Source organism: Enterobacter sp. GER_MD16_1505_Eko_090 (assembly GCF_003331015.1).
GTDB classification, from domain to species: Bacteria; Pseudomonadota; Gammaproteobacteria; order Enterobacterales; family Enterobacteriaceae; genus Enterobacter; species Enterobacter roggenkampii.
In genome coordinates this window covers 57,446-76,240 of the sequence record NZ_PUQF01000007.1, presented here as the reverse complement: position 1 = coordinate 76,240, position 18,795 = coordinate 57,446, and the positions used below count along the sequence as shown (strand labels likewise).

17 protein-coding genes are annotated in these 18,795 nt (G+C 56.8%); 10 read left to right on the top strand and 7 right to left on the bottom strand.

Annotated elements, in window-relative coordinates:
• Positions 1–3: 3 nt before the first annotated feature.
• Positions 4–1,353 (bottom strand): SrfA family protein, encoded by a 1,350-nt coding sequence (locus tag C6A40_RS09800; RefSeq protein WP_045334828.1) that lies wholly within the window; start codon positions 1,351–1,353, stop codon positions 4–6.
• Between the two features lie 283 nt (positions 1,354–1,636).
• Here C6A40_RS09800 and C6A40_RS09795 point away from each other — a divergent pair, with 283 nt between their 5' ends.
• Positions 1,637–3,235 (top strand): ABC transporter substrate-binding protein, encoded by a 1,599-nt coding sequence (locus C6A40_RS09795; RefSeq protein WP_114191274.1) that lies wholly within the window; start codon positions 1,637–1,639, stop codon positions 3,233–3,235.
• Positions 3,236–3,335: 100 nt separating this feature from the next.
• Complete coding sequence (locus C6A40_RS09790) at positions 3,336–3,569, top strand: YdcY family protein (protein ID WP_008501298.1); 234 nt, start codon at positions 3,336–3,338, stop codon at positions 3,567–3,569.
• Positions 3,570–3,572: 3 nt separating this feature from the next.
• Here C6A40_RS09790 and C6A40_RS09785 read toward each other — a convergent pair whose 3' ends face one another.
• Together C6A40_RS09785 and C6A40_RS09780 are read right to left on the bottom strand one after the other, a co-directional pair.
• Complete coding sequence (locus C6A40_RS09785; RefSeq protein ID WP_023292297.1) at positions 3,573–4,022, bottom strand: DMT family transporter; 450 nt, start codon at positions 4,020–4,022, stop codon at positions 3,573–3,575.
• The gene (locus C6A40_RS09780; RefSeq protein WP_023292298.1) at positions 4,019–4,537 is read right to left on the bottom strand and encodes a GNAT family N-acetyltransferase; all 519 of its coding nucleotides are present in this window, start codon (positions 4,535–4,537) and stop codon (positions 4,019–4,021) included. Before C6A40_RS09780 ends, C6A40_RS09785 begins: the two co-directional genes overlap by 4 nt.
• Before the next feature lie 148 nt (positions 4,538–4,685).
• Here C6A40_RS09780 and C6A40_RS09775 point away from each other — a divergent pair, with 148 nt between their 5' ends.
• The 3 genes from C6A40_RS09775 to C6A40_RS09765 all read left to right on the top strand — a co-directional run bounded on the left by C6A40_RS09775 (position 4,686) and on the right by C6A40_RS09765 (position 7,291).
• Positions 4,686–5,261: a helix-turn-helix domain-containing protein gene (locus C6A40_RS09775; RefSeq protein ID WP_045334824.1), complete on the top strand. Its 576-nt coding sequence runs from the start codon at positions 4,686–4,688 to the stop codon at positions 5,259–5,261.
• A 65-nt stretch (positions 5,262–5,326) separates the two neighbouring features.
• On the top strand, positions 5,327–6,367 hold the full coding sequence (locus tag C6A40_RS09770; protein ID WP_045334822.1) for an NADP-dependent oxidoreductase: 1,041 nt from the start codon (positions 5,327–5,329) through the stop codon (positions 6,365–6,367).
• Positions 6,368–6,622: 255 nt separating this feature from the next.
• On the top strand, positions 6,623–7,291 hold the full coding sequence (locus tag C6A40_RS09765) for a GntR family transcriptional regulator (protein ID WP_021240238.1): 669 nt from the start codon (positions 6,623–6,625) through the stop codon (positions 7,289–7,291).
• A 120-nt stretch (positions 7,292–7,411) separates the two neighbouring features.
• Here C6A40_RS09765 and pqqU read toward each other — a convergent pair whose 3' ends face one another.
• Entirely contained in the window at positions 7,412–9,526 is a 2,115-nt protein-coding gene (pqqU, locus tag C6A40_RS09760; protein ID WP_023292301.1) for a TonB-dependent receptor PqqU, read from the bottom strand.
• Between the two features lie 241 nt (positions 9,527–9,767).
• On the opposite strand from pqqU, the gene yncE reads away from it, so the two are divergent.
• Positions 9,768–10,829: a 7-bladed beta-propeller protein YncE gene (yncE, locus tag C6A40_RS09755; RefSeq protein ID WP_044596523.1), complete on the top strand. Its 1,062-nt coding sequence runs from the start codon at positions 9,768–9,770 to the stop codon at positions 10,827–10,829.
• A 92-nt stretch (positions 10,830–10,921) separates the two neighbouring features.
• Here yncE and ansP read toward each other — a convergent pair whose 3' ends face one another.
• Positions 10,922–12,418, bottom strand: a complete 1,497-nt coding sequence (gene ansP, locus C6A40_RS09750) for an L-asparagine permease (RefSeq protein WP_008501774.1) — start codon at positions 12,416–12,418, stop codon at positions 10,922–10,924.
• Between the two features lie 304 nt (positions 12,419–12,722).
• The gene (locus C6A40_RS09745) at positions 12,723–13,637 is read right to left on the bottom strand and encodes a LysR family transcriptional regulator (protein WP_008501773.1); all 915 of its coding nucleotides are present in this window, start codon (positions 13,635–13,637) and stop codon (positions 12,723–12,725) included.
• Positions 13,638–13,745: 108 nt separating this feature from the next.
• Here C6A40_RS09745 and C6A40_RS09740 point away from each other — a divergent pair, with 108 nt between their 5' ends.
• Positions 13,746–14,144 (top strand): (R)-mandelonitrile lyase, encoded by a 399-nt coding sequence (locus tag C6A40_RS09740; RefSeq protein WP_021240234.1) that lies wholly within the window; start codon positions 13,746–13,748, stop codon positions 14,142–14,144.
• On the opposite strand, the gene C6A40_RS09735 is transcribed toward C6A40_RS09740, so the two are convergent.
• Positions 14,141–15,676, bottom strand: a complete 1,536-nt coding sequence (locus C6A40_RS09735; RefSeq protein ID WP_045333903.1) for a methyl-accepting chemotaxis protein — start codon at positions 15,674–15,676, stop codon at positions 14,141–14,143. The two genes, C6A40_RS09740 and C6A40_RS09735, sit on opposite strands and share 4 nt — an antisense overlap.
• A gap of 342 nt (positions 15,677–16,018) precedes the next feature.
• Between C6A40_RS09735 and C6A40_RS09730 the strand changes: the two genes are divergently transcribed.
• From C6A40_RS09730 to C6A40_RS09720, 3 genes are all read left to right on the top strand, one after another.
• Positions 16,019–16,558 carry an AAA family ATPase gene (locus C6A40_RS09730; protein ID WP_045333901.1) on the top strand — a complete coding sequence of 180 codons (540 nt, stop codon included), beginning with the start codon at positions 16,019–16,021 and terminating at the stop codon, positions 16,556–16,558.
• 110 nt (positions 16,559–16,668) lie between these two features.
• Positions 16,669–17,670, top strand: a complete 1,002-nt coding sequence (locus C6A40_RS09725; RefSeq protein ID WP_045333899.1) for an LLM class flavin-dependent oxidoreductase — start codon at positions 16,669–16,671, stop codon at positions 17,668–17,670.
• The gene (locus C6A40_RS09720) at positions 17,667–18,788 is read left to right on the top strand and encodes an amidohydrolase (protein WP_021240231.1); all 1,122 of its coding nucleotides are present in this window, start codon (positions 17,667–17,669) and stop codon (positions 18,786–18,788) included. Before C6A40_RS09725 ends, C6A40_RS09720 begins: the two co-directional genes overlap by 4 nt.
• The last annotated feature ends 7 nt before the right edge of the window (positions 18,789–18,795 follow it).

The following is an 18,795-nucleotide window of genomic DNA, read 5'->3' as shown; positions in this document are numbered from 1 at the left end:
GGATCAGGCACCTGCTTTCTTGAACGTCAGTGGGACGACGGTGTTGGCATCATAACGGGCGCGACATTCTGCGATATCGCTGGTGCCTGCTTTACAGGCCACTTCCGGCATCGGGTAGCGGGAACCGTCGGTGCAGCGGGCAGTGCCGCGACTCTTGATCATCAGTTCGCCATTGCTGTGCAGCCCGGAGAAAACCTCCGCGCGGCAGACAATGTTGTCGCCGTGGACAACGCGGGCGAAACCTTTGTTGTTCTGGATCTGATAGCGCAGCGACGGCGGCTTGCCGGTGACTGGATCCTTCACGTCGAGGATGGCGCGCCAGGTGCCGTTCAGGAAGCGCGTCGATCCTGCTTTCACCTGATTCGCTTCCATCACCATGGCGTCTTTCGGAATGGCGACAATCACCACCGGAGCGGGTTGTGGCGCAGCTTCAGCTGGAGCCGCTTCTTTTTCTTTGCTGGCCATGACCTCCGCCTGATGCAGCGGTAGCTTCATCGCCAGCGGTTCAACCGCCTTGATCTGCTTTGGCGCAATCTCCACGGGTTCAGGTGTGGGAGCCGGGGCGGGCTCAGCGGAAGGTGCCTGTTTTGGCCACAGCAGCGGGGCGGCAATGGCGGCGACGATCACGGCGGCAACCGGCAGGGTCCAGAGGGGAACGCGGCGCTTTTTCACGACGTTCGCCGGAGCAGGCGCCTGAACAGGTTGTGCAACGACGGGGGCCGGTTCGGGCTCATACAGCTCCTCCGGCGTAATACGCACCACCGTGGATGGGGCGATCAGCGGCTCGTCAGCGTGCTCAAAGGTCATCACCGGCTCTGGCTCAGGCTCGGGTTCAGGATCGTCAATCACAACGGGGGCTGGCTCAGGGATCAGGGACTCACGCAGGCAGTCGAGGACATCGTCGCGCGCGTTCTCGTTCAGGTTTACAAACCCCCAGAAGCTAATGACCGGCTTTCCGTCCACCAGGAAGAGGAAGTTTTCGCCCGGGAACTGAAATGCTTTCGACAGCAGAGAGCCAAAGAGCTGTTGCGCGGTTTTGGGCGACTGCAGGCATTTCTTGCTTAATGACTCGACGCTGGCGAGCGTGTTTTCCAGATAGCGCAGGGCGCGATAGCGATCATCTTCATCGGCCGCTTTCCAGCTGGTTACGCTCCCTTCAACCGGGGAATACCAGTCCACGCGGTCGCCGCTGTCGTTGACCTGAGGGATCGCCAGACAGTCGACGATGGCCTGTTGTTTGCGCAACCGGAGCGCTTCCCGGATTTGCAACGCTGATTCGAAAACGGCTTGTCCGCCGCCGCCAACGGCCTGAAAATCATCCAGATTACCGCTGCGTAAAAGAGTTTTTGCCACGATTTGATCCCATATACTTCTTCACACCATTACTTTAACGAACCGAGGACGCAACCAAACGGAGGAAGAGACGCTAAAAGCGCCGATTTCTTGCGGCATAGAAAGTGACGGTTGTGCTTGACGAATAATGGCACTTAAGGCAAATCGTCTTTCTGGGTGCTGGCGGTTAAAACAGCAAAAACCGCGGCTTTAGAATAACCTGATAGTGTTTCGTTATTTGCCAGGTCAAAACGCCTGTGCTGTTATTACTGTCCTATATAATAAAACTGTCAGGGTTATAACCATGTCTACAGGGAAAACACTGCTCGCCCTTGCGCTGAGCGCGCTGTTACCAGCCGGTGCCGCATGGGCGGCAAACAACGACACCCTTATTTACTGTTCAGAAGCCTCCCCCGAGTCCTTCAACCCGCAAATCGCCAGCTCTGGCCCGTCTTTTGTGGCCAGCTCTCAGGTGCTGTATAACCGCCTGATCAATTTCGACCCGGTGAAAAATACTCCGGTGCCGTCGCTGGCGGAGTCCTGGACAATCTCCCCGGACGGCAAGACCTATACCTTTATCCTGCGTAAAGGGGTGAAGTTCAACAGCAACAAATACTTCAAACCGACGCGCGATTTTAATGCCGATGACGTTATTTTCTCGGTCATGCGCCAGAAAGACCCTAAACACCCGTACCACAACGTGTCGCAGGGCAACTACGAATACTTTAACGATGTGGGTCTCGATAAGCTGATCCAGGACGTTAAAAAGGTCGATGATTACCACGTTCAGTTCACCCTGAGTGAACCCAACGCCGCGTTTCTGGCCGACTGGGGGATGGATTTCGCCTCGATTCTCTCCGCGGAATACGCCGACGCAATGCTGAAAAAAGGCACGCCTGAAAACGTTGACACCTGGCCGATTGGTACCGGGCCTTACGTGCTGCAGCAGTACAAAGTGGATTCGCTGATCCGCTACGTCGCGAACCCGAACTACTGGGAAGGCGAGGTGCCGACGAAGCATCTCATCTTCTCCATTACGCCAAACGTGGAAACCCGCCTGGCGAAGCTGCAGACCAACGAGTGCCAGATTATTCCTGCGCCATCCCCGGTTCAGTTTGACGCCATCAAGAACAACAAAGACCTGACGCTGCACGTCGTCGATGCGCTGAACGTCGGTTATCTGGCGTTTAACACCGAGAAAAAACCGTTTGATAACGTGCTGGTGCGTCAGGCGCTCAACTACGCGACCGACAAGAAGGCCATCGTTAATGCGGTCTTTATGGGATCGGGCACGGTGGCAAAATCGCCGATCCCGCCAAATATGCTGGGCTTCAATAAAGACCTGAAGGACTACAGCTACGATCCTGAAAAAGCGAAAGCCCTGTTGAAGCAGGCGGGTCTGGAGAAGGGTGCGGAAGTCACGCTGTGGTCAATGCCGGTGCAGCGTCCGTATAACCCGAACTCGCGTCGTATCGCGGAGATGATCCAGAGCGACTGGGCGAAAGTCGGCGTGAAGGCCAAAATTGTCTCCTACGAGTGGGGCGAATATCTCTCCGGAATGCGTAAAGGCGAGCATGACTCCGCGCTGTTTGGCTGGATGTCCGATAACGGCGACCCGGACAACTTTGCCGATGTGCTGCTCGGCTGCAACAGCATTAAAACCGGCTCAAACGCCGCGCGCTGGTGCGATAAGGGGTATGATGCCCTGGTACAAAAAGCGAAGCTGACCAGCAGCCCGGCCGAGCGCGCGAAGCTTTATGGCCAGGCGCAGGAGATTTTCTATCAGCAGGCGCCGTGGATTGCGCTCGCAAACGGGAAAACGTTCTACGCGACCCGCAGTAACGTGAGCGGGTACAGCGTAAGCCTGATGGGCAGCGATTTCTCAAAAGCGAAGCTGAACTAAGCCTTTTTAGCCGGGTGGCGGCTCCGCCTTACCCGGCCTACATTTGGCACCTGTAGGCCCGGTAAGCGTAGCGCCACCGGGCACATAACGAGGAGTGACAATGTCACATTTAAACGAAGTTATCGCCCGCGTCGATGCCGCTATCGAAGAGAGCGTGATTACCCACATGAACGAACTGCTGATTGAATTAAGCGATGATGCGGAGCTGAGTCGTGAAGATCGCTACACTCAGCAGCAGCGTCTGCGCACCGCGATTTCGCACCACGGCAAGCAGCATAAAGAGGAGATGGACGCGCGTGAGGAACAGCTGACGAAAGGCGGCACCATACTGTAACCATCAAAACTGGCGTCGCGCTACCAGCCAGGCCCCGACCACCAGCATCACCGCGCCGCACACCGGGCCGATCAGGGCGCGCAGCGGGATGCCCTGGCTCCTCAGCACGTCCAGCACCAGCCCGCCAATCAGCTGGCTTGCCACCAGCACGGCGATGGTCGTCGCCGCGCCAACGTTCTGATAACCGCTGATGCTGGCAAACACAAAAAACGACCCCAGCAGCCCCGGGATAAGCGTCCACCAGCGCACCGTTGCGGCGAGCTCGCTGAACCCGGCGACGCCCTGTTTCAGAAGCAGAATGCTGACAAACAGCACGATGCCGACCAGCGAATTCAGCAGCATCGCGATAAGGATGGTGGAGGAGGACTGGGTGATACGCACCATCAGGGTGTTTTGCACCACCAGGCCAATGCCCGCCGCCACCAGAAACGCCAGCGTCAGTGACTGATTCATGGGATCGCGTCCGGGTCGCTGCGCTCGTCCAGCTGCAGCTGCATAAAGGTTAAGTCCAGCCAGCGGCCAAACTTGGTTCCCACCTGCGGCATTTGTCCGGTCGTCACAAAGCCGAGCGTTTCATGGAGATGAATCGAGGCATGGTTTTGCGCTTCAATCCCGGCCACCATCACGTGTTTCCCGATGGCGCGGGCCTCGTTAATCAGCGCCTTCATCAGCGTGCGGCCAATCCCTTTGCCCTGATGGGCCGGGTGGACATAAACCGAGTGCTCAACCGTATGACGAAAGCCGTCAAAGGCGCGCCAGTCGCCGAAAGAGGCGTAGCCGGTGATTACGCCGTCTTCCTCGCTCACCAGAACCGGGTAGCCCGCAAGCGAGCGCGCCTCAAACCAGGCGATTCGGTTATCGGTATCGACGGTTTTATCGTTCCAGATCGCGGCAGTGTGCAGCACCGCGTGGTTGTAAATCTCGCCTATCGCAGCGCAGTCTTCTTTGCAGGCATGACGAACGATCATGATGAAGCCTCTGTGTGTTGTTCACTATAGTATTACGTTATCACTACGATATTACACAACTGTATCGCCCGGTCGCTACGGCATAAGCCATATTTTTTTGTTATCAAAAGCCCATTGAATTGCCGTTCATACACTATAGTATGACGTCATGAACACCATAACAGACACAATGAATCAACGGATTAGCGCAAGAATTCGCCTTGAACGCGAGTCTCGCGGGTGGTCCCTGAGCGAGCTGGCGGAGCGGGCAGGGGTCTCCCGCGCCATGATCCATAAAATCGAGCGCGGGGACAGTAGCCCGACAGCCACCTTGCTTGCCCGCCTGTCGGGCGCGTTTGGCATCAGCATGTCAACGCTGATTGCCCGGGCCGAAATGCAGGAGGGCAAGCTGCTGCGCCTGGCAAATCAGCCCGTCTGGCGCGACCCGCAGACGCACTACCTTCGCCGCCATGTTTCCCCCCGTACCGATCTGCCCATCGACCTTGTTCAGGTTGAACTGCCTGCGGGCAGCGATGTTCCGATGCCGGCCTCTTCTTACGCGCTGGCGCGTCAGCTTATCTGGCTGCAGTCCGGTGAGCTGGTGTTTCAGGAGGGCGATACGCGCCACGAGATGCGCGCCGGAGACTGTCTTGAGCTGGGGCCGCCTAATGACTGCCGGTTCATTAACGAGACGAACGAAACCTGCATCTATCTGGTTGTACGGCTTAACCAGTCTGGCTCGTAATGCTAATGCGATAACGCCGAACGTGAGCCAGGCTGTAATGACATTTGTACCAGAAGGAGATCCTGATGAATCACTCTGTTTCGCATAACCGCCGCTGGGTGCTGGCCTCTCGTCCACAGGGCGCACCGGTCGCGGAAAATTTTCGTCTGGAAACGCAGCCTGTTCCGGAAGCCGGGGCGGGGCAGCTTCTGCTTCGTACCGTCTGGCTGTCGCTGGATCCTTATATGCGGGGTCGCATGAGCGACGCGCCATCCTATTCACCGCCGGTTGAGCTCGGTGCGGTGATGGTGGGGGGAACGGTCAGCCGCGTTGAGCAGTCAAACCATCCCGACTACAAAGCCGGTGAGTGGGTGCTGGGCTACAGCGGCTGGCAGGAGTATGAACTCTCGGACGGCAGCGGCCTGGTGAAGCTGGGCGAAAATCCGTCGCATCCTTCCTGGTCGCTGGGCGTACTGGGTATGCCGGGCTTTACCGCCTATATGGGGCTGCTGGATATCGGGCAACCGAAAGCGGGTGAAACGCTGGTGGTGGCGGCGGCGACCGGCCCGGTGGGCGCGACGGTTGGGCAGATCGGCAAAATCAAAGGTTGCCGGGTGGTCGGCGTCGCCGGTGGCCCAGAGAAATGCCGCCATGCCGTTGAGGTGCTCGGGTTTGACCTGTGTCTGGATCACCACGCCGCGGATTTTGCCGACCAGCTCAAGCAGGCCTGCCCGAACGGCATTGATGTCTACTATGAAAACGTCGGCGGGAAAGTGTTTGACGCCGTGCTGCCCCTGCTGAACACCTCCGCGCGCGTGCCGGTGTGTGGCCTGGTGAGCGGCTACAACGCGACGGGCTTGCCTGACGGGCCAGACCGCCTGCCGCTTCTGATGGCGACCCTTCTCAAGAAACGCATTCGGATGCAGGGCTTTATCATCGGCCAGGACTATGGACATCGCATCCATGAGTTCCAGGAAGAGATGGGGCGCTGGGTGCAGGAGGGAAAAATCCACTATCGCGAACAGGTCACGGACGGGCTGGAAAACGCCCCCGAGGCGCTCATTGGCCTGCTGGAAGGACGAAACTTCGGCAAAGTCGTGATTCGCGTCGCGAGTGACAATAAATAAAGCGCAATATGGCGGGGTTTCCCGCCATATTTATTTGTGAAGATACGATATATTGTCTTTAATTACTGGACATGACTTTTCGCGCCATCATCCCCGATGAGCCCGAAAACGATAAAAAAAATGACGTTTACTTTTTTTGCTGTTTTTTGTACTTCCCACCACCAGGCATGACGATACAGGATATATCGTACCGGCGCCGTTTTATTAAAACTGGCGTTTAAAAATAGCATTAAGTTTTAGCTACAGGAATTCCACATGCTTGATTTGGATCACTTAGAAAAAGCCCAAAGGGTTAGCCTTACCATGCAGGTTGAACACAGTTTGAAAGGGGCGTTAATTACAGGCTCTCTCAAACCAGGAGCACGACTGATTACGAAAGAGATTGCTGATAAATTAGGCACCAGTATTACGCCGGTCCGCGAAGCGCTGCTGCGCCTGGTCTCCTCAGGCGCGCTTCACGCCACGCCCGCACAGGCATTTCTGGTCCCTGAAGTGACGCTGGAGCGTTATAACGAGATTAACGCCATCAGAAAACAGCTTGAGCCAATGGCGGTCGCCGCAGCATGCCAGAAGATGTCAGACGGCAAGCTGGAGGCGTTGCGCAAAATGTCAGAGGCTTTCCATGAGGCCATGCGCAATGGAAACGTTCAGCAGGCATTGCATGCGAATCGTATCTTCAGGTTTACGCTTTATCAGTATGCGGAAATGCCTACGCTTAATGCCTTAATTGAACAGCTATGGGTCCGCATCGGGCCCTGCATGAACTACCTGCATCACGAACTTAACGACATCAAAACGGCAACGTATCACTATGACGAGCTTCTTTCGGCCCTTGAGCGGAGAGATGTTGATGCGAGCCAGAAGGCGATTGATAAGTTGATTGATGAAGCAGATTCTCTTTTACAGCGACAATATTTTAACTGAGAGATTATTTATCAGAGCGACTATATACCGCCGCTAATTATTTATCTGGTGAATAACTCCTGATGGCTTATTGCCATCAGGAGGGTTATTTCATTTATAAAATAAACTTTTCTTTTTTGCTTACTCGAAGCGATAAGAGACCGACAGCCCGACGCCATAGTTTCGGCCTGGTGCAGGCTCGTAATAACGACCGTTGGACTCGTTTACAATTACCGAGCCTGCGTACTCTTTGTCGAACAGGTTATCGACGCGGCCAAAGACGTCCATTCCCCAGTTGCCGTAGTTAAATTTATACCCGGTATTCAGCCCGACTACCGTATAGGAAGGCGCTTTCGCGGTGTTTTCGTCGTCGGCCATGATATCGCTCATGTAGCGCACGTCTGTCCCCGCATACCAGCCTTCCTCCGGCTGCCAGCCAAACGAGGCGAAGCCCATGTTGCGCGCAATCCCCGGCATACGGTTACCGTTACAGTCTGCGTCGCTGCAGACGTTAGTCCGGTAGGTGGCATCCAGGTACGTCCAGGCCATCTTCAGCTTCCAGTTCTCAGCGAACTGCTGATCCAGGGAAACTTCGACACCCTGACGACGGGTTTTCCCGGCATTTTTATAGGTTGTACGGCCGCCGGAACTGGAGTCCACCACGATCTCGTCATCCGTATCGGTGCGGAACAACGCCGCCGTCAGCAGGCCGTTGCCGATGCGGGTTTTGCTGCCCACTTCATACGTATTATTCGTGGACGGCTTCAGGCCAATATTCAGACCGCCCTGGTTATCGGCGCGATAGGAGAGCTCGTTGATGGTTGGCGTTTCAAAGCCACGCCCTGCGGCAGCGTAGAGGTTCCACGCATCCGTCACCGCATACTTCACGGCGCCCGCCGGGAGCCACTTGTGGTAGCTCGCGTCACCGCTGTCATCGCCGTTGCCCGGCGTAACGTAGTGGTCGTTGGAATCAAACCAGACCGAACTGTAGCGGACACCCGCGTCGACAGAGAGTTTCTGCGTCAGCTGCCAGCTCGTTTGCAGATAAGGATCGACGTTCCACATCAGGTTGCGTTCGTCACGACGTTTATCGCCTTTGACGCCGTAGTCCGGCACGCCGTTGCGCATCACGAAGTTCTCGTATCCGCGACGGTCTTCGCTCATGTTTTCGTAGTTCAGACCGGTGGTGAAGGTCACCGGAACCAGCAGCTCGCCGCGGTGTGTCCAGCGAGTGTCCACGCCCTGATAGTGGCGCTGCATATCAATCACCCCGCCGGAGTGAGTGGCTTTTAGCTGCGGCTGATACGGAATCGACTGATACTGCGTCATTTCACGCTCGCCGGCGTACATCATCACGCTGAGGTCGTCCTGAGCGCTGAGCTGGCGATCGTAGCGCAGGCCGGCCTGGGTCTGCTTGATGGTCTTACGGGTGTTGTACTGATCGCCGCGCGGCGACTGACGCGGGTTGTCCCGCCACTCCTGGTAATTCAGTCCACCCGGATCGTTGGCCTTCATGTCCACGCTGTTGAAAATCAGCGTCAGCTTGCTGGCGTCGTCAATCCGTACACCCAGTTTGGCGTTAGCGAGATTTTTCCGCGCGCCGCTGTGGTCGCGGTAGCCTTTGGTGGTGAAGCGGGTGGTGGAGACGGTGTAATCCACGTCCCCGGCGTGGGTGCCGTCACCCATCGCGCCGGTGGCTTTCATGCCATAGCGCCAGGTCCCGTAACTGCCGTAATAGCTGCTGGCTTCAATGGTTGGCGGCTGCTGCCCGGTCTGGGTGTTGATGTTGATTACGCCGCCAGAGGCGTTGCCGTACAGGGCAGAGAAGGGACCGCGCAGCACTTCAACGCTCTCCACGCTGGAAAGGTCGATGTTGGAGGTCTGGCCCTGTCCGTCCGGCATGGTGGCTGGAATACCATCGACGTACATACGGATACCGCGCACCCCGAAGGTTGAGCGGGCGCCAAATCCGCGCATCGAAAGCTGGAGATCCTGGGCGTAGTTTTGACGGTTCTGAATTTGCAGCCCGGGTACGCTGCCAAGGGATTCAGACAGGTTAATGCGGGGCGCGGCCTGGCGCATATCGTCGCCATTGACGACGCTGACCGCGGCCGGAGTATCAAGCTCCGATACGGTTTGCGGCGTGGCGCTGACGATCATGGTCTGTTCCTCTGCGCTCACGGCGGTGAGCGGCGCAAAAATAACAGGAACCAGCAGCAGCGGGAGAGAAGCCTTACGGGCAGAAATGATTTTCATGAATAAAACCGGTTGTGGTGTATAAACGAACCAAATGGAACATGTCCATATATGTTAAAGGTTTTGTAAAAGTTTTGAAAACTATAACCGCACATTGCGTTAATGGAAGGCGAAGCGGGAAAGAAAAACTCCACATTTAACACATTAATGATTACTATTCTCATTATCAAAAGACAATGCCATGACGTTGTCTGCCGGAAGTGATGTCAGCCCAACCCCACTTTTCAGAAAAGGAATTGATATGTCTTTACGTCAACTGTGCTCGCCGCGTCTGAGCCTGTCGCTGCTGTCTGCCACTTTACTGCTTGCCGGGACGTTCCAGGTGCATGCCGCCGAAGAGGTGCTGCGTAAAGCGGTGGGCAAAGGGGCGTATGAAATGGCCGTGAGCCAGCAGGAGAATGCGCTGTGGGTGGCAACCTCGCAAAGCCGTAAAACCGACAAGGGCGGGGTTGTCTACCGCCTTGATCCGGTCACGCTGGACGTGACGCAGGCAATCCATAGCGATCTGAAACCCTTTGGTGCCACCTTTGACAAGGCGACTCAAACGCTGTGGTTCGGCAATACGATCAACGGCGCGGTAACCGCGATTGATGCAAAAACGGGTGACGTAAAAGGGCGGCTGGTGCTGGACGGGCGTCAGCGCAGCGAAACCGTCAAACCGCTGCAGCCGCGCCAGCTGGTGGCAGATGACGCGAGCAACACGATTTACATTACCGGTGTCGGTAAAGAGAGCGTGATTTGGGTCGTGGATGGCGCCACGCTGAAGCTGAAAGAAACCATTGCCAATACGGGCACCTACAGCACCGGCCTGGCGCTGGATGCGCAGGCGAAACGTCTGTACACCACGAATGCGGACGGCGAACTGGTGACGATTGATACGGCCAGCAATAAAATTATTGCCCGTAAAAAGGTGCAGGATGACGGTAAAGAGCACTTCTACCTGAACCTGAGCCTCGACACTGCCGGTCAGCGCGCGTTCCTGACCGATTCAAAACAGCCGGAAGTGCTGGTGGTGAGCCTGAAAGACGGTAGCGTGATCGAGAAAATCGCCGCGCCGGCATCCCTGGCGGTCCTGTTTAACCCGACCCGCAATGAAGCCTACGTGACGCACCGTGAAGCCGGCAAGGTAAGCGTCATTGATGGGAAAACGTATAAGGTGACTAAAACCTTCGACACCCCGGTCTACCCGAACAGCCTGGCGCTCTCTGCGGATGGCAAAACCCTGTACGTGACGGTGAAACAGAAATCCACCCGCCAGCAGGAAGCCACCCAGCCTGACGATGTGATGCGTATTGCTCTGTAAGATGGGATTGCCCGGTGGCGCTGCCGCTTACCGGGCCTACAAAACCATGAAATGTAGGCCGGGTAAGGCGAAGCCGCTACCCGGCTTTTTTATTAACGCGAGGTTTCTTCTACCAGCGGGGCGTCGTGTTTTTCATCGTCAGGATGAACCGGCGCGGTGCTGTGAATTTCATGAACGCGTTTACGCACGCCGAACCAGCCCGCAATCAGCAGCACGGCCAGCAGCGGAATGGTCGCGATGGTGTAGGTTCCGTTCGGGTAGTCGAAGGCCATCAGCACCAGCACGCTGAACAGGAAGAGCAGGGTGAGCCAGGAAGTCACCGGCGCGCCAGGCAGCTTAAAGCTGACGTCAGCGGCTTTGCCTTCTTTAATCGCCTTGCGCAGACGCATCTGGCAGACCACGATAAAGCCCCAGGACGCGATAATCCCCAGTGCCGCCACGTTCAGAACGATTTCGAATACCTGAGACGGCACCAGATAGTTCAGGAACACGCCGAAGACATAGACCACCAGCGTCGCCAGAATACCGGCGTACGGCACGTGCTGCTTGCTCATCTTGGACATGAACTTCGGCGCAGAACCGCCCATGGACATGGAGCGCAGGATACGTCCGGTCGAGTAGAGGCCGGAGTTCAGGCTGGAGAGCGCTGCGGTCAGGACCACGATGTTCATGATGCTGCCCACGTACGGCACGCCCAGCTTCGAGAAGAAGGTCACGAATGGACTCTGACCCGCCTGATAGGCGTTCCACGGCAGCAGCAGCACCAGCAGTACCACGGAACCGACGTAGAACAGACCGATACGCCAGATCACGCTGTTGATGGCTTTTGGTACCATCGTCTGCGGATCTTTACATTCACCTGCTGCGGTGCCCACCAGCTCGATGGAGGCGAAGGCGAACACGACGCCCTGAACCAGCACCAGCGCAGGCAGCAGACCGTGCGGGAAGAATCCGCCGTTATCGGTTATCAGGTGAAAACCGGTGGCATTGCCATCCAGCGGCTTACCGCTGCCGAGGAAGACGGTACCCACGACCAGGAACACCACGATGGCCAGCACTTTAACCAGCGCAAACCAGAACTCCATCTCCGCGAACCACTTCACGCCGATCATGTTCATGGTGCCGACAATCGCCAGCGCGCCAAGCGCAAAGACCCACTGCGGCACATCGCCAAACGCGCCCCAGTAGTGCATATACAGCGCAACGGCGGTGATGTCGACGATACCGGTCATCGCCCAGTTGACGAAGTACATCCAGCCCGCGACGTAAGCGGCTTTTTCACCGAGGAATTCACGGGCGTAAGAGACGAAGCTGCCGCTGGAAGGGCGATGCAGTACCAGTTCGCCCAGCGCGCGGAGAATGAAGAAAGAGAAGATCCCGCACACCAGATAGACCAGGGCGAGAGCCGGGCCAGCCATCTGCAGGCGTGCACCCGCACCTAAAAACAGACCCGTTCCGATAGCGCCGCCGATGGCGATCATTTGAACCTGACGGTTGCCCATCGCTTTGTGGTAGCCCTCTTCGTGGGAGTTCAACCAGCGACGTTTAGCAGCGTGATGATCGGCTGCGCTTTTATTGCTTGTTTTCATTGAGTTACCTGTTTGCCTGTCTGAACCATTATCGTGATAGTCCTGCCTGGCAGAGCGCAATACAAACGATTGCTTCTGCGCAAACACATGTCGCCTTCCCAGTCATTCTGCGTATGGATAAGGCGAAACATGGCGAGGCATCCTACCTGCAATTCATAAGCGACGCAAAATATAACCGTGCCGAAAGTGATGCACGTCGAAGGAAATCGTGTGGTCAGAGCAGACGGGGATCACAACACGCTGAAACGTGGTGAGTTTTTAGTCAAAACAATGGCGGGGTTGATTATTTAATCATCAGATTCTCTTAATTATTACCAGATGGTATAAATTTTTGCTGCTGCAGGGCATCGAGAAGTAACCTGAACGCGGTTGTGTGCTGCCGACGGCTCGGATAATAGAGGTGGTATCCTTCAAACGTGGGGCACCACGATTCAAGGACCCTGACCAGCCGTCCCTGATTCAGAGCGTCCAGAACCGAGGACTCGGGCACGTAGGCTAATCCGAGACCATTCTCCGCGGCGTCGATGCGCTGCGACAGGTTATTCAGCGTAAGCTGTCCGTCAACCCGCACGCGAAGCTCGCGCCCGTCGCGCTCAAATTCCCAGTCATACAATCCCCCTCGGGTGGGCAGGCGGAGATTGATACAGCGGTGTTCACCCAGCTGCTCCGGCACGAGCGGCACGCCAAAACGAGCCAGGTAATCCGGGGAGCCGACAACCGCCATGCGCATGTCCGGCGCAATCCGCACCGCAATCATGTCTTTTGCCACCTGTTCACCCAGGCGAACCCCCGCGTCGAAGCGGCCATCGACGATATCTGTCAGGCCATTGTCGACCGTCACTTCGACGTTAATGTCAGGATACTGCAGCATAAAAGCCTTCAGTACCGGCCAGAGCACGGCGTCCATCGCGTGCTCGCCGGCGACGATGCGGATAGCGCCTGCGGGTTTGTCGCGGCTGCTGCGAAGCGCCGTGAGTTCCTGTTCGATCTCCAGCAGATGCGGGCTGAGGCGCGAAAAAAGCTGCTCACCCGCGGGTGTCGGAACCACGCTGCGGGTTGTGCGGGTTAACAGGCGAACGTCTAATCGTGCTTCAAGCTTGCGCATCGCATGGCTCAGTGCCGATTGCGAGACGCCCAGCTGCGCCGCTGCGCGCGTAAAGCTGCGCTCGCGGGCCACCACCATAAAGGAGAGCAGATCGTTGAAATTATCTTTTAGCATCGCGGTTCTATTTATGAGTTTCAGTCATGTGTCCTATCTGATTATGCACCCTAATGCTGCGGAGTGCTTTGCGCTACTGTTAACGCAACAGTCAACGAGGAGCATAAGATGAAAATTATCCGTAGCGGTTCATTACCTTCAGTACGAGGACCGGAAGCCTGGTTCACCGGGGCTGTTCGCATTGACGCGCCCTTTCAGGCGACCGAACCTGCCAGCGTCGGCGGGGCAACCGTAACCTTTGAGCCGGGCGCGCGCACGGCCTGGCATACGCATCCCCTGGGACAAACGCTGATTGTGACGCAGGGTCGCGGCTGGTTACAGGCGTGGGGCGAAGAGGCGGAAATCCTGAATCAGGGCGATATCGCCTGGATCCCACCCGGCGTGAAGCACTGGCACGGCGCAAGTGCGCAAACGGCGATGACGCATCTTGCCATCGCCGAAGCGGTAAACGGCAGCCCGGTAACGTGGCTGGAAAAAGTGACCGACGAGCAGTACCCTAACGGCTAACCGCCAAAAACGGCAATCGCCTGCTGCAGGCGCGTCGTCCGCTGCGTCAGGTGATTCGCGGCGTGAGTGACATTATCCACCATCCCCGTATTGCTCTGGGTCATTGCGCCGATACGGGAGAGGGAGGCGTTGATGAGCGTCAGCGCCTGGGTTTGCTCCTGCGTGGCGAGGCCAATCTCCTTAATCAGGGTGGAAACCTGCAGAACATGGTCGATCATAACCGTCAGCTGTGATTCGGTTTGTCCCACCTTCTCCACGCCAGCGTTGACGCTGGCAACGTTTTTCTCGATCAGCGCTTTGATCTCTTTCGCCGCCGTCGCGGAGTGCTGCGCAAGATTGCGCACCTCAGCTGCGACCACGGCAAAGCCGCGGCCGGCTTCACCCGCGCGCGCCGCTTCCACGGCGGCATTCAGCGCAAGAATATTGGTCTGGAAGGCAATACGATCGATAACGCTGATAATATCGACGATCTGGCCGTTATCCTGCGAAACGGACTGCATCATACCGATGGTCTCTTTCATCATCGCTTCACCGCAGTGGGCGCTGTCGCGGGTGCGATCCGCCATCTGAATCGCCTCGTTCGCGGTTTCGGCCGTCTGCTTCACGGCGCTGGCGATCTCTTCCACCGCAGATGCGGTTTGCTGCAGAAAATCGGCGGTTTCTTCAGAGCGCGTCTGCAGCGCCGCGCCTTCTTTCGCGACCTGCTGGCTGATGGTGCCAATACCGCTGATTTGCGCCCCGACATCATCAACCAGCGAGTTCAGGTTTAAACCAGACTGATTCACCAGGCGCATCATCAGCCCGATATCATCGATTCTGTCAAAATGGTAATAGTCCGTTTTACGTCCTGAAACCACGCGCTGCATCTGTTGAACAATGGATTTTACCGGCCGGGCGATCTGCGCATGGAGATAACAGGACAGCGCAGAAAAAAGCAGCACCAGAGTGGCGGCCTGAACGAGACGATCGCGGAATAAATACATCGCCAGGCAGGAAAGTAACGCCGTCGCAGTAATACCAAGCTGAATTCGTTTTCCGGTACTGAGACATTTAAAGAGCGACAAAAAGGAAAATATACCGCGCCGAACGAACAGTCCTTTATAAAAACGATGATGTTTTAATTCGTTATTACGCACTTTTGCATACAGTTTTTCACTGGCCGCGATCTCTTCCCGTGAGGGGATATTGCGCACCGAAATATAGCCGGTCAGGGATTCCCCCTGCCAGACCGGCGTCACGTTGGCCCGCACCCAGTAGTGATCGCCATTATGACGACGGTTCTTCACCAGACCTGTCCAGGTCTCGCCCTGCTGGAGGGTAAACCACATGTCGCCAAACGCTTCGGCAGGCATGTCGGGATGGCGGATGAGGTTATGCGGCTCCCCCAGAAGATGCTCTTCTTTATATCCGCTGGCTTCTATAAAAGCCGAGTTAGCATAGGTAATATGACTTTTTATATCGGTAGTGGACATTAACGTCGAACCGGCGTTAAGCAAATACTCGTTTTGTGTAACGGGGGTGTTACGCCTCATGAGTAACTCCATGATGTTGTGCAAGAATAAAAAAGCCCGGAAAGCGCTCCGGCAAGATAAGTGTGATTATTTTAATAACGGTCTGGATATATTCTCGCTGAAATTGAGACTCTCCGAAATACCCGGCATTCATTATTTTTAATCTGTTAATGTTGTCGAATGTAATAAAATTGAAAATATTTTAGTGGGTGTTATTTTGAATCGACTTAAATAAATGACATAAGCCAAACTGCAAGAGGGAGATCGTCTCTCTGGAAAAATTGTCATGCTGAAATAGCGTTTCGTTAACAGGATGAAAACGCTATCATTTGGTCACATTTTCGTAAATACAGGGAGGCTGAGGTGAAAATTAACGTCATCGGTACCAGCGGGAGCGGAAAAAGCACGCTGGCGAAGCAGATTGCGACCGCGCTGTCTATTCCCTGTATCGAGATGGACAGACTCTACTGGCAGGCTAACTGGCAGGGCACGCCGGACGACGAGTTTCAGGCAAAGCTGGCGCAGGCGCTACAGGCTTCGTCAGACTGGGTGCTCGACGGTAACTACAACCGCACGCGACCGGTGAAATGGCGCAATGTGGATGTGGTGGTCTGGGTGGATTATGGGTTTACCCGCACCCTCTGGCAGGCCGTCACGCGAGCAATAAAGCGGGCCTGGCGTAAACACGAGCTTTGGCCGGGAACGGGAAACAAAGAGAGTTTCCGACGCGCGTTCTTCAGCAGAGAATCCATTATCATCTGGACGATGAAAACCTGGCGTAATAACCGTACGCGCTATGAAGCCGACCTGCAAAACCCGCAATATAGCCATATTCGCTTCGTCCGCATTACCCGTCGGGAGCAGGTGGAAACGCTGATTGCCTCCTTAAAATCTTATTCTTAGCAGGGTTTTATATATCTGTTTTCCGGCAAACTAAATGTAAATTAATTGTTTCTCAGAGGTGAAATGCGCCTTTAATAATGTCGACATGTTAAGTCAAACGAGAACGCAACATGTCATGGCGAATCAGCATTCTGGATAAAAGCCCCATCGCTGAAAACGAAACGGCTGCCGATGCACTGGCGCGTACCCTGGCGCTGGCGCAGCAGGCAGAAAATCTGGGCTATCACCGCTTCTGGATTGCCGAACACCACAACACCCCACAGCTTGCCAGCCCTTCGCCGGAGCTGCTGATTGCCTGGATCCTCGGGCAAACCACGCGCATTCGCGTCGGGTCCGGCGGCGTAATGCTCCAGCACTACAGCCCTTATAAAGTCGCCGAGAACTTCAACGTGCTGGCCGCGCTGGCGCCTGGCCGCGTCGATCTCGGCGTTGGAAAAGCCCCCGGCGGATTACCGCTCTCAACCCGCGCGCTGCAGCAGGGCCTGAATCAACAGGAAAAGGGCAGCTTTGCCGAACAGCTGGCCCAGCTCGACCGCTGGATCCGTCCTGAGCATCACGCTATTGAAGAGGCCGTCCGCGCCACGCCGCTGCCGCCGTTGCCTGCTGAGGCTTTCCTGCTGGGCGCGAGTACCGAAAGCGCGCTGCTGGCCGCCAGGCTCGACTGGCACTTTGTGTTTGCCGCACACCTGAACGGTGACCCGGACCTGCTGCGCGAGGTGGTATCGACCTGGCGTGAGAACAGCGCGCGGGACGTGATAGTGGCGGTGCAGGCGATTGTCGCGCCGACGCAGGCCGAGGCAGACGCGCTGGCGCAGAAGGTCGAAGTGTGGGGCGTTGAGCTGGCAAACGGGCAGCGTGTCACCGTGGCCAGCGAAGAGCAGGCCTACGCGTTTGCGCGCCAGGCGGGCAGTGAGCCGGTGCGCATTGCACGCCGGGCGCAGTCGCTGCTGGCGGGCACCGCTGAGTCGGTAGTGGAACAGCTCAACGCGCTGCACCAGCAGTGGGGCATTGACGAATTTATCATCGACACGCCGGTGGCGGAGGGGGCTACGCGCGTCGCGTCGCTGCGTCTGCTTGCCGGGGCGCGTCTTTACAAGGAGGTCACCGTATGAGTTTTGGCGAACAACTGATTGCCTGGCGCCGCGAACTGCACCAGAACCCGGAGCTGTCCGGCCAGGAGGTCGAAACCACCGCGCGCCTGCGCCAGTGGCTGACGAATGCCGGGATCGCCCCGCAGCCTTACGACCTGTCGACCGGGCTGGTGGCGGAAATCGGGACGGGCAGCAGGCTGGTTGCGCTGCGCGCCGACATTGACGCGCTGCCGATCGAGGAGCGCAGCGGCGTACCGTTTAGCTCACAGCATGCCGGGGTGATGCACGCCTGCGGACACGATATCCACACCAGCGTCATCCTCGGCGCCGCGTTAAAGCTGAAAGAGCGGGAGGCCTCGCTTAACGGCCGGGTGCGCATCCTGTTTCAGCCTGCTGAAGAGAACTTTGGCGGTGCGAAGAGCATGGTGCGGGCCGGTGCCCTGCGCGACGTCAGCGCGATTTTCGGTATGCACAACGAGCCTGGCCTGCCGGTTGGTGAGTTCGCCACCCGCGGCGGGCCGTTCTACGCCAACGTCGACCGCTTCGTGATCCGCATTACCGGTAAAGGCGCGCACGCCGCACGTCCTCATGAAGGCAACGACGCCATCGTGCTGGCAAGCCAGCTGGTAACGGCGCTGCAAAGCGTCGCCAGCCGTAACGTCAACACGCTGGATTCGGTGGTGCTGAGCGTCACCCGCATTGCGGGCGGCAACACCTGGAACGTGCTGCCGGAAAGCGTCGAGCTGGAAGGCACGCTGCGTACCCATCGCACGGAAGTGCAGCAGAATGTGAAAGCCCGCGTGGGTGAAATTGCCGCCGGGTTTGCCAGCGCCTTCAGCGCGCAGATTGACATCACCTGGTATGCCGGGCCTACCGCGCTGGTGAATGACGAACGCTGGGCCGACTTCGCCACCTCGGTCGCGCGTGAGGCCGGTTATGAAACCCGGCACGCGGAACTGCATATGGGCGGGGAAGATTTTGCGGTCTATTTGCAGTCTGTTCCCGGCGCGTTTGTCAGCATTGGCAGCAACAGTCCGTTTGGTTTACATCACCCGGCCTTTAACCCGGATGAAGCACTGATTGAGCCCGCCGCCCGCTATTTTGCACAGCTTGCGGAAAAAGCCCTGCAACACGTTTAATTCAGGA

What these genes read in the sequence shown, in the direction of transcription:
- C6A40_RS09795 (WP_114191274.1), top strand. Translation starts at nt 1,637, where the DNA reads ATGTCTACAGGGAAAACACTGCTCGCCCTTGCGCTGAGCGCGCTGTTA.
- C6A40_RS09770 (WP_045334822.1), top strand. Translation starts at nt 5,327, where the DNA reads ATGAATCACTCTGTTTCGCATAACCGCCGCTGGGTGCTGGCCTCTCGT.
- ansP (WP_008501774.1), bottom strand. Translation starts at nt 12,418, where the DNA reads ATGAAAACAAGCAATAAAAGCGCAGCCGATCATCACGCTGCTAAACGT.
- C6A40_RS09775 (WP_045334824.1), top strand. Translation starts at nt 4,686, where the DNA reads ATGAACACCATAACAGACACAATGAATCAACGGATTAGCGCAAGAATT.
- C6A40_RS09735 (WP_045333903.1), bottom strand. Translation starts at nt 15,676, where the DNA reads ATGAGGCGTAACACCCCCGTTACACAAAACGAGTATTTGCTTAACGCC.
- pqqU (WP_023292301.1), bottom strand. Translation starts at nt 9,526, where the DNA reads ATGAAAATCATTTCTGCCCGTAAGGCTTCTCTCCCGCTGCTGCTGGTT.
- C6A40_RS09740 (WP_021240234.1), top strand. Translation starts at nt 13,746, where the DNA reads ATGAAAATTATCCGTAGCGGTTCATTACCTTCAGTACGAGGACCGGAA.
- yncE (WP_044596523.1), top strand. Translation starts at nt 9,768, where the DNA reads ATGTCTTTACGTCAACTGTGCTCGCCGCGTCTGAGCCTGTCGCTGCTG.
- C6A40_RS09765 (WP_021240238.1), top strand. Translation starts at nt 6,623, where the DNA reads ATGCTTGATTTGGATCACTTAGAAAAAGCCCAAAGGGTTAGCCTTACC.
- C6A40_RS09725 (WP_045333899.1), top strand. Translation starts at nt 16,669, where the DNA reads ATGTCATGGCGAATCAGCATTCTGGATAAAAGCCCCATCGCTGAAAAC.
- C6A40_RS09785 (WP_023292297.1), bottom strand. Translation starts at nt 4,022, where the DNA reads ATGAATCAGTCACTGACGCTGGCGTTTCTGGTGGCGGCGGGCATTGGC.
- C6A40_RS09790 (WP_008501298.1), top strand. Translation starts at nt 3,336, where the DNA reads ATGTCACATTTAAACGAAGTTATCGCCCGCGTCGATGCCGCTATCGAA.
- C6A40_RS09780 (WP_023292298.1), bottom strand. Translation starts at nt 4,537, where the DNA reads ATGATCGTTCGTCATGCCTGCAAAGAAGACTGCGCTGCGATAGGCGAG.
- C6A40_RS09720 (WP_021240231.1), top strand. Translation starts at nt 17,667, where the DNA reads ATGAGTTTTGGCGAACAACTGATTGCCTGGCGCCGCGAACTGCACCAG.
- C6A40_RS09745 (WP_008501773.1), bottom strand. Translation starts at nt 13,637, where the DNA reads ATGCTAAAAGATAATTTCAACGATCTGCTCTCCTTTATGGTGGTGGCC.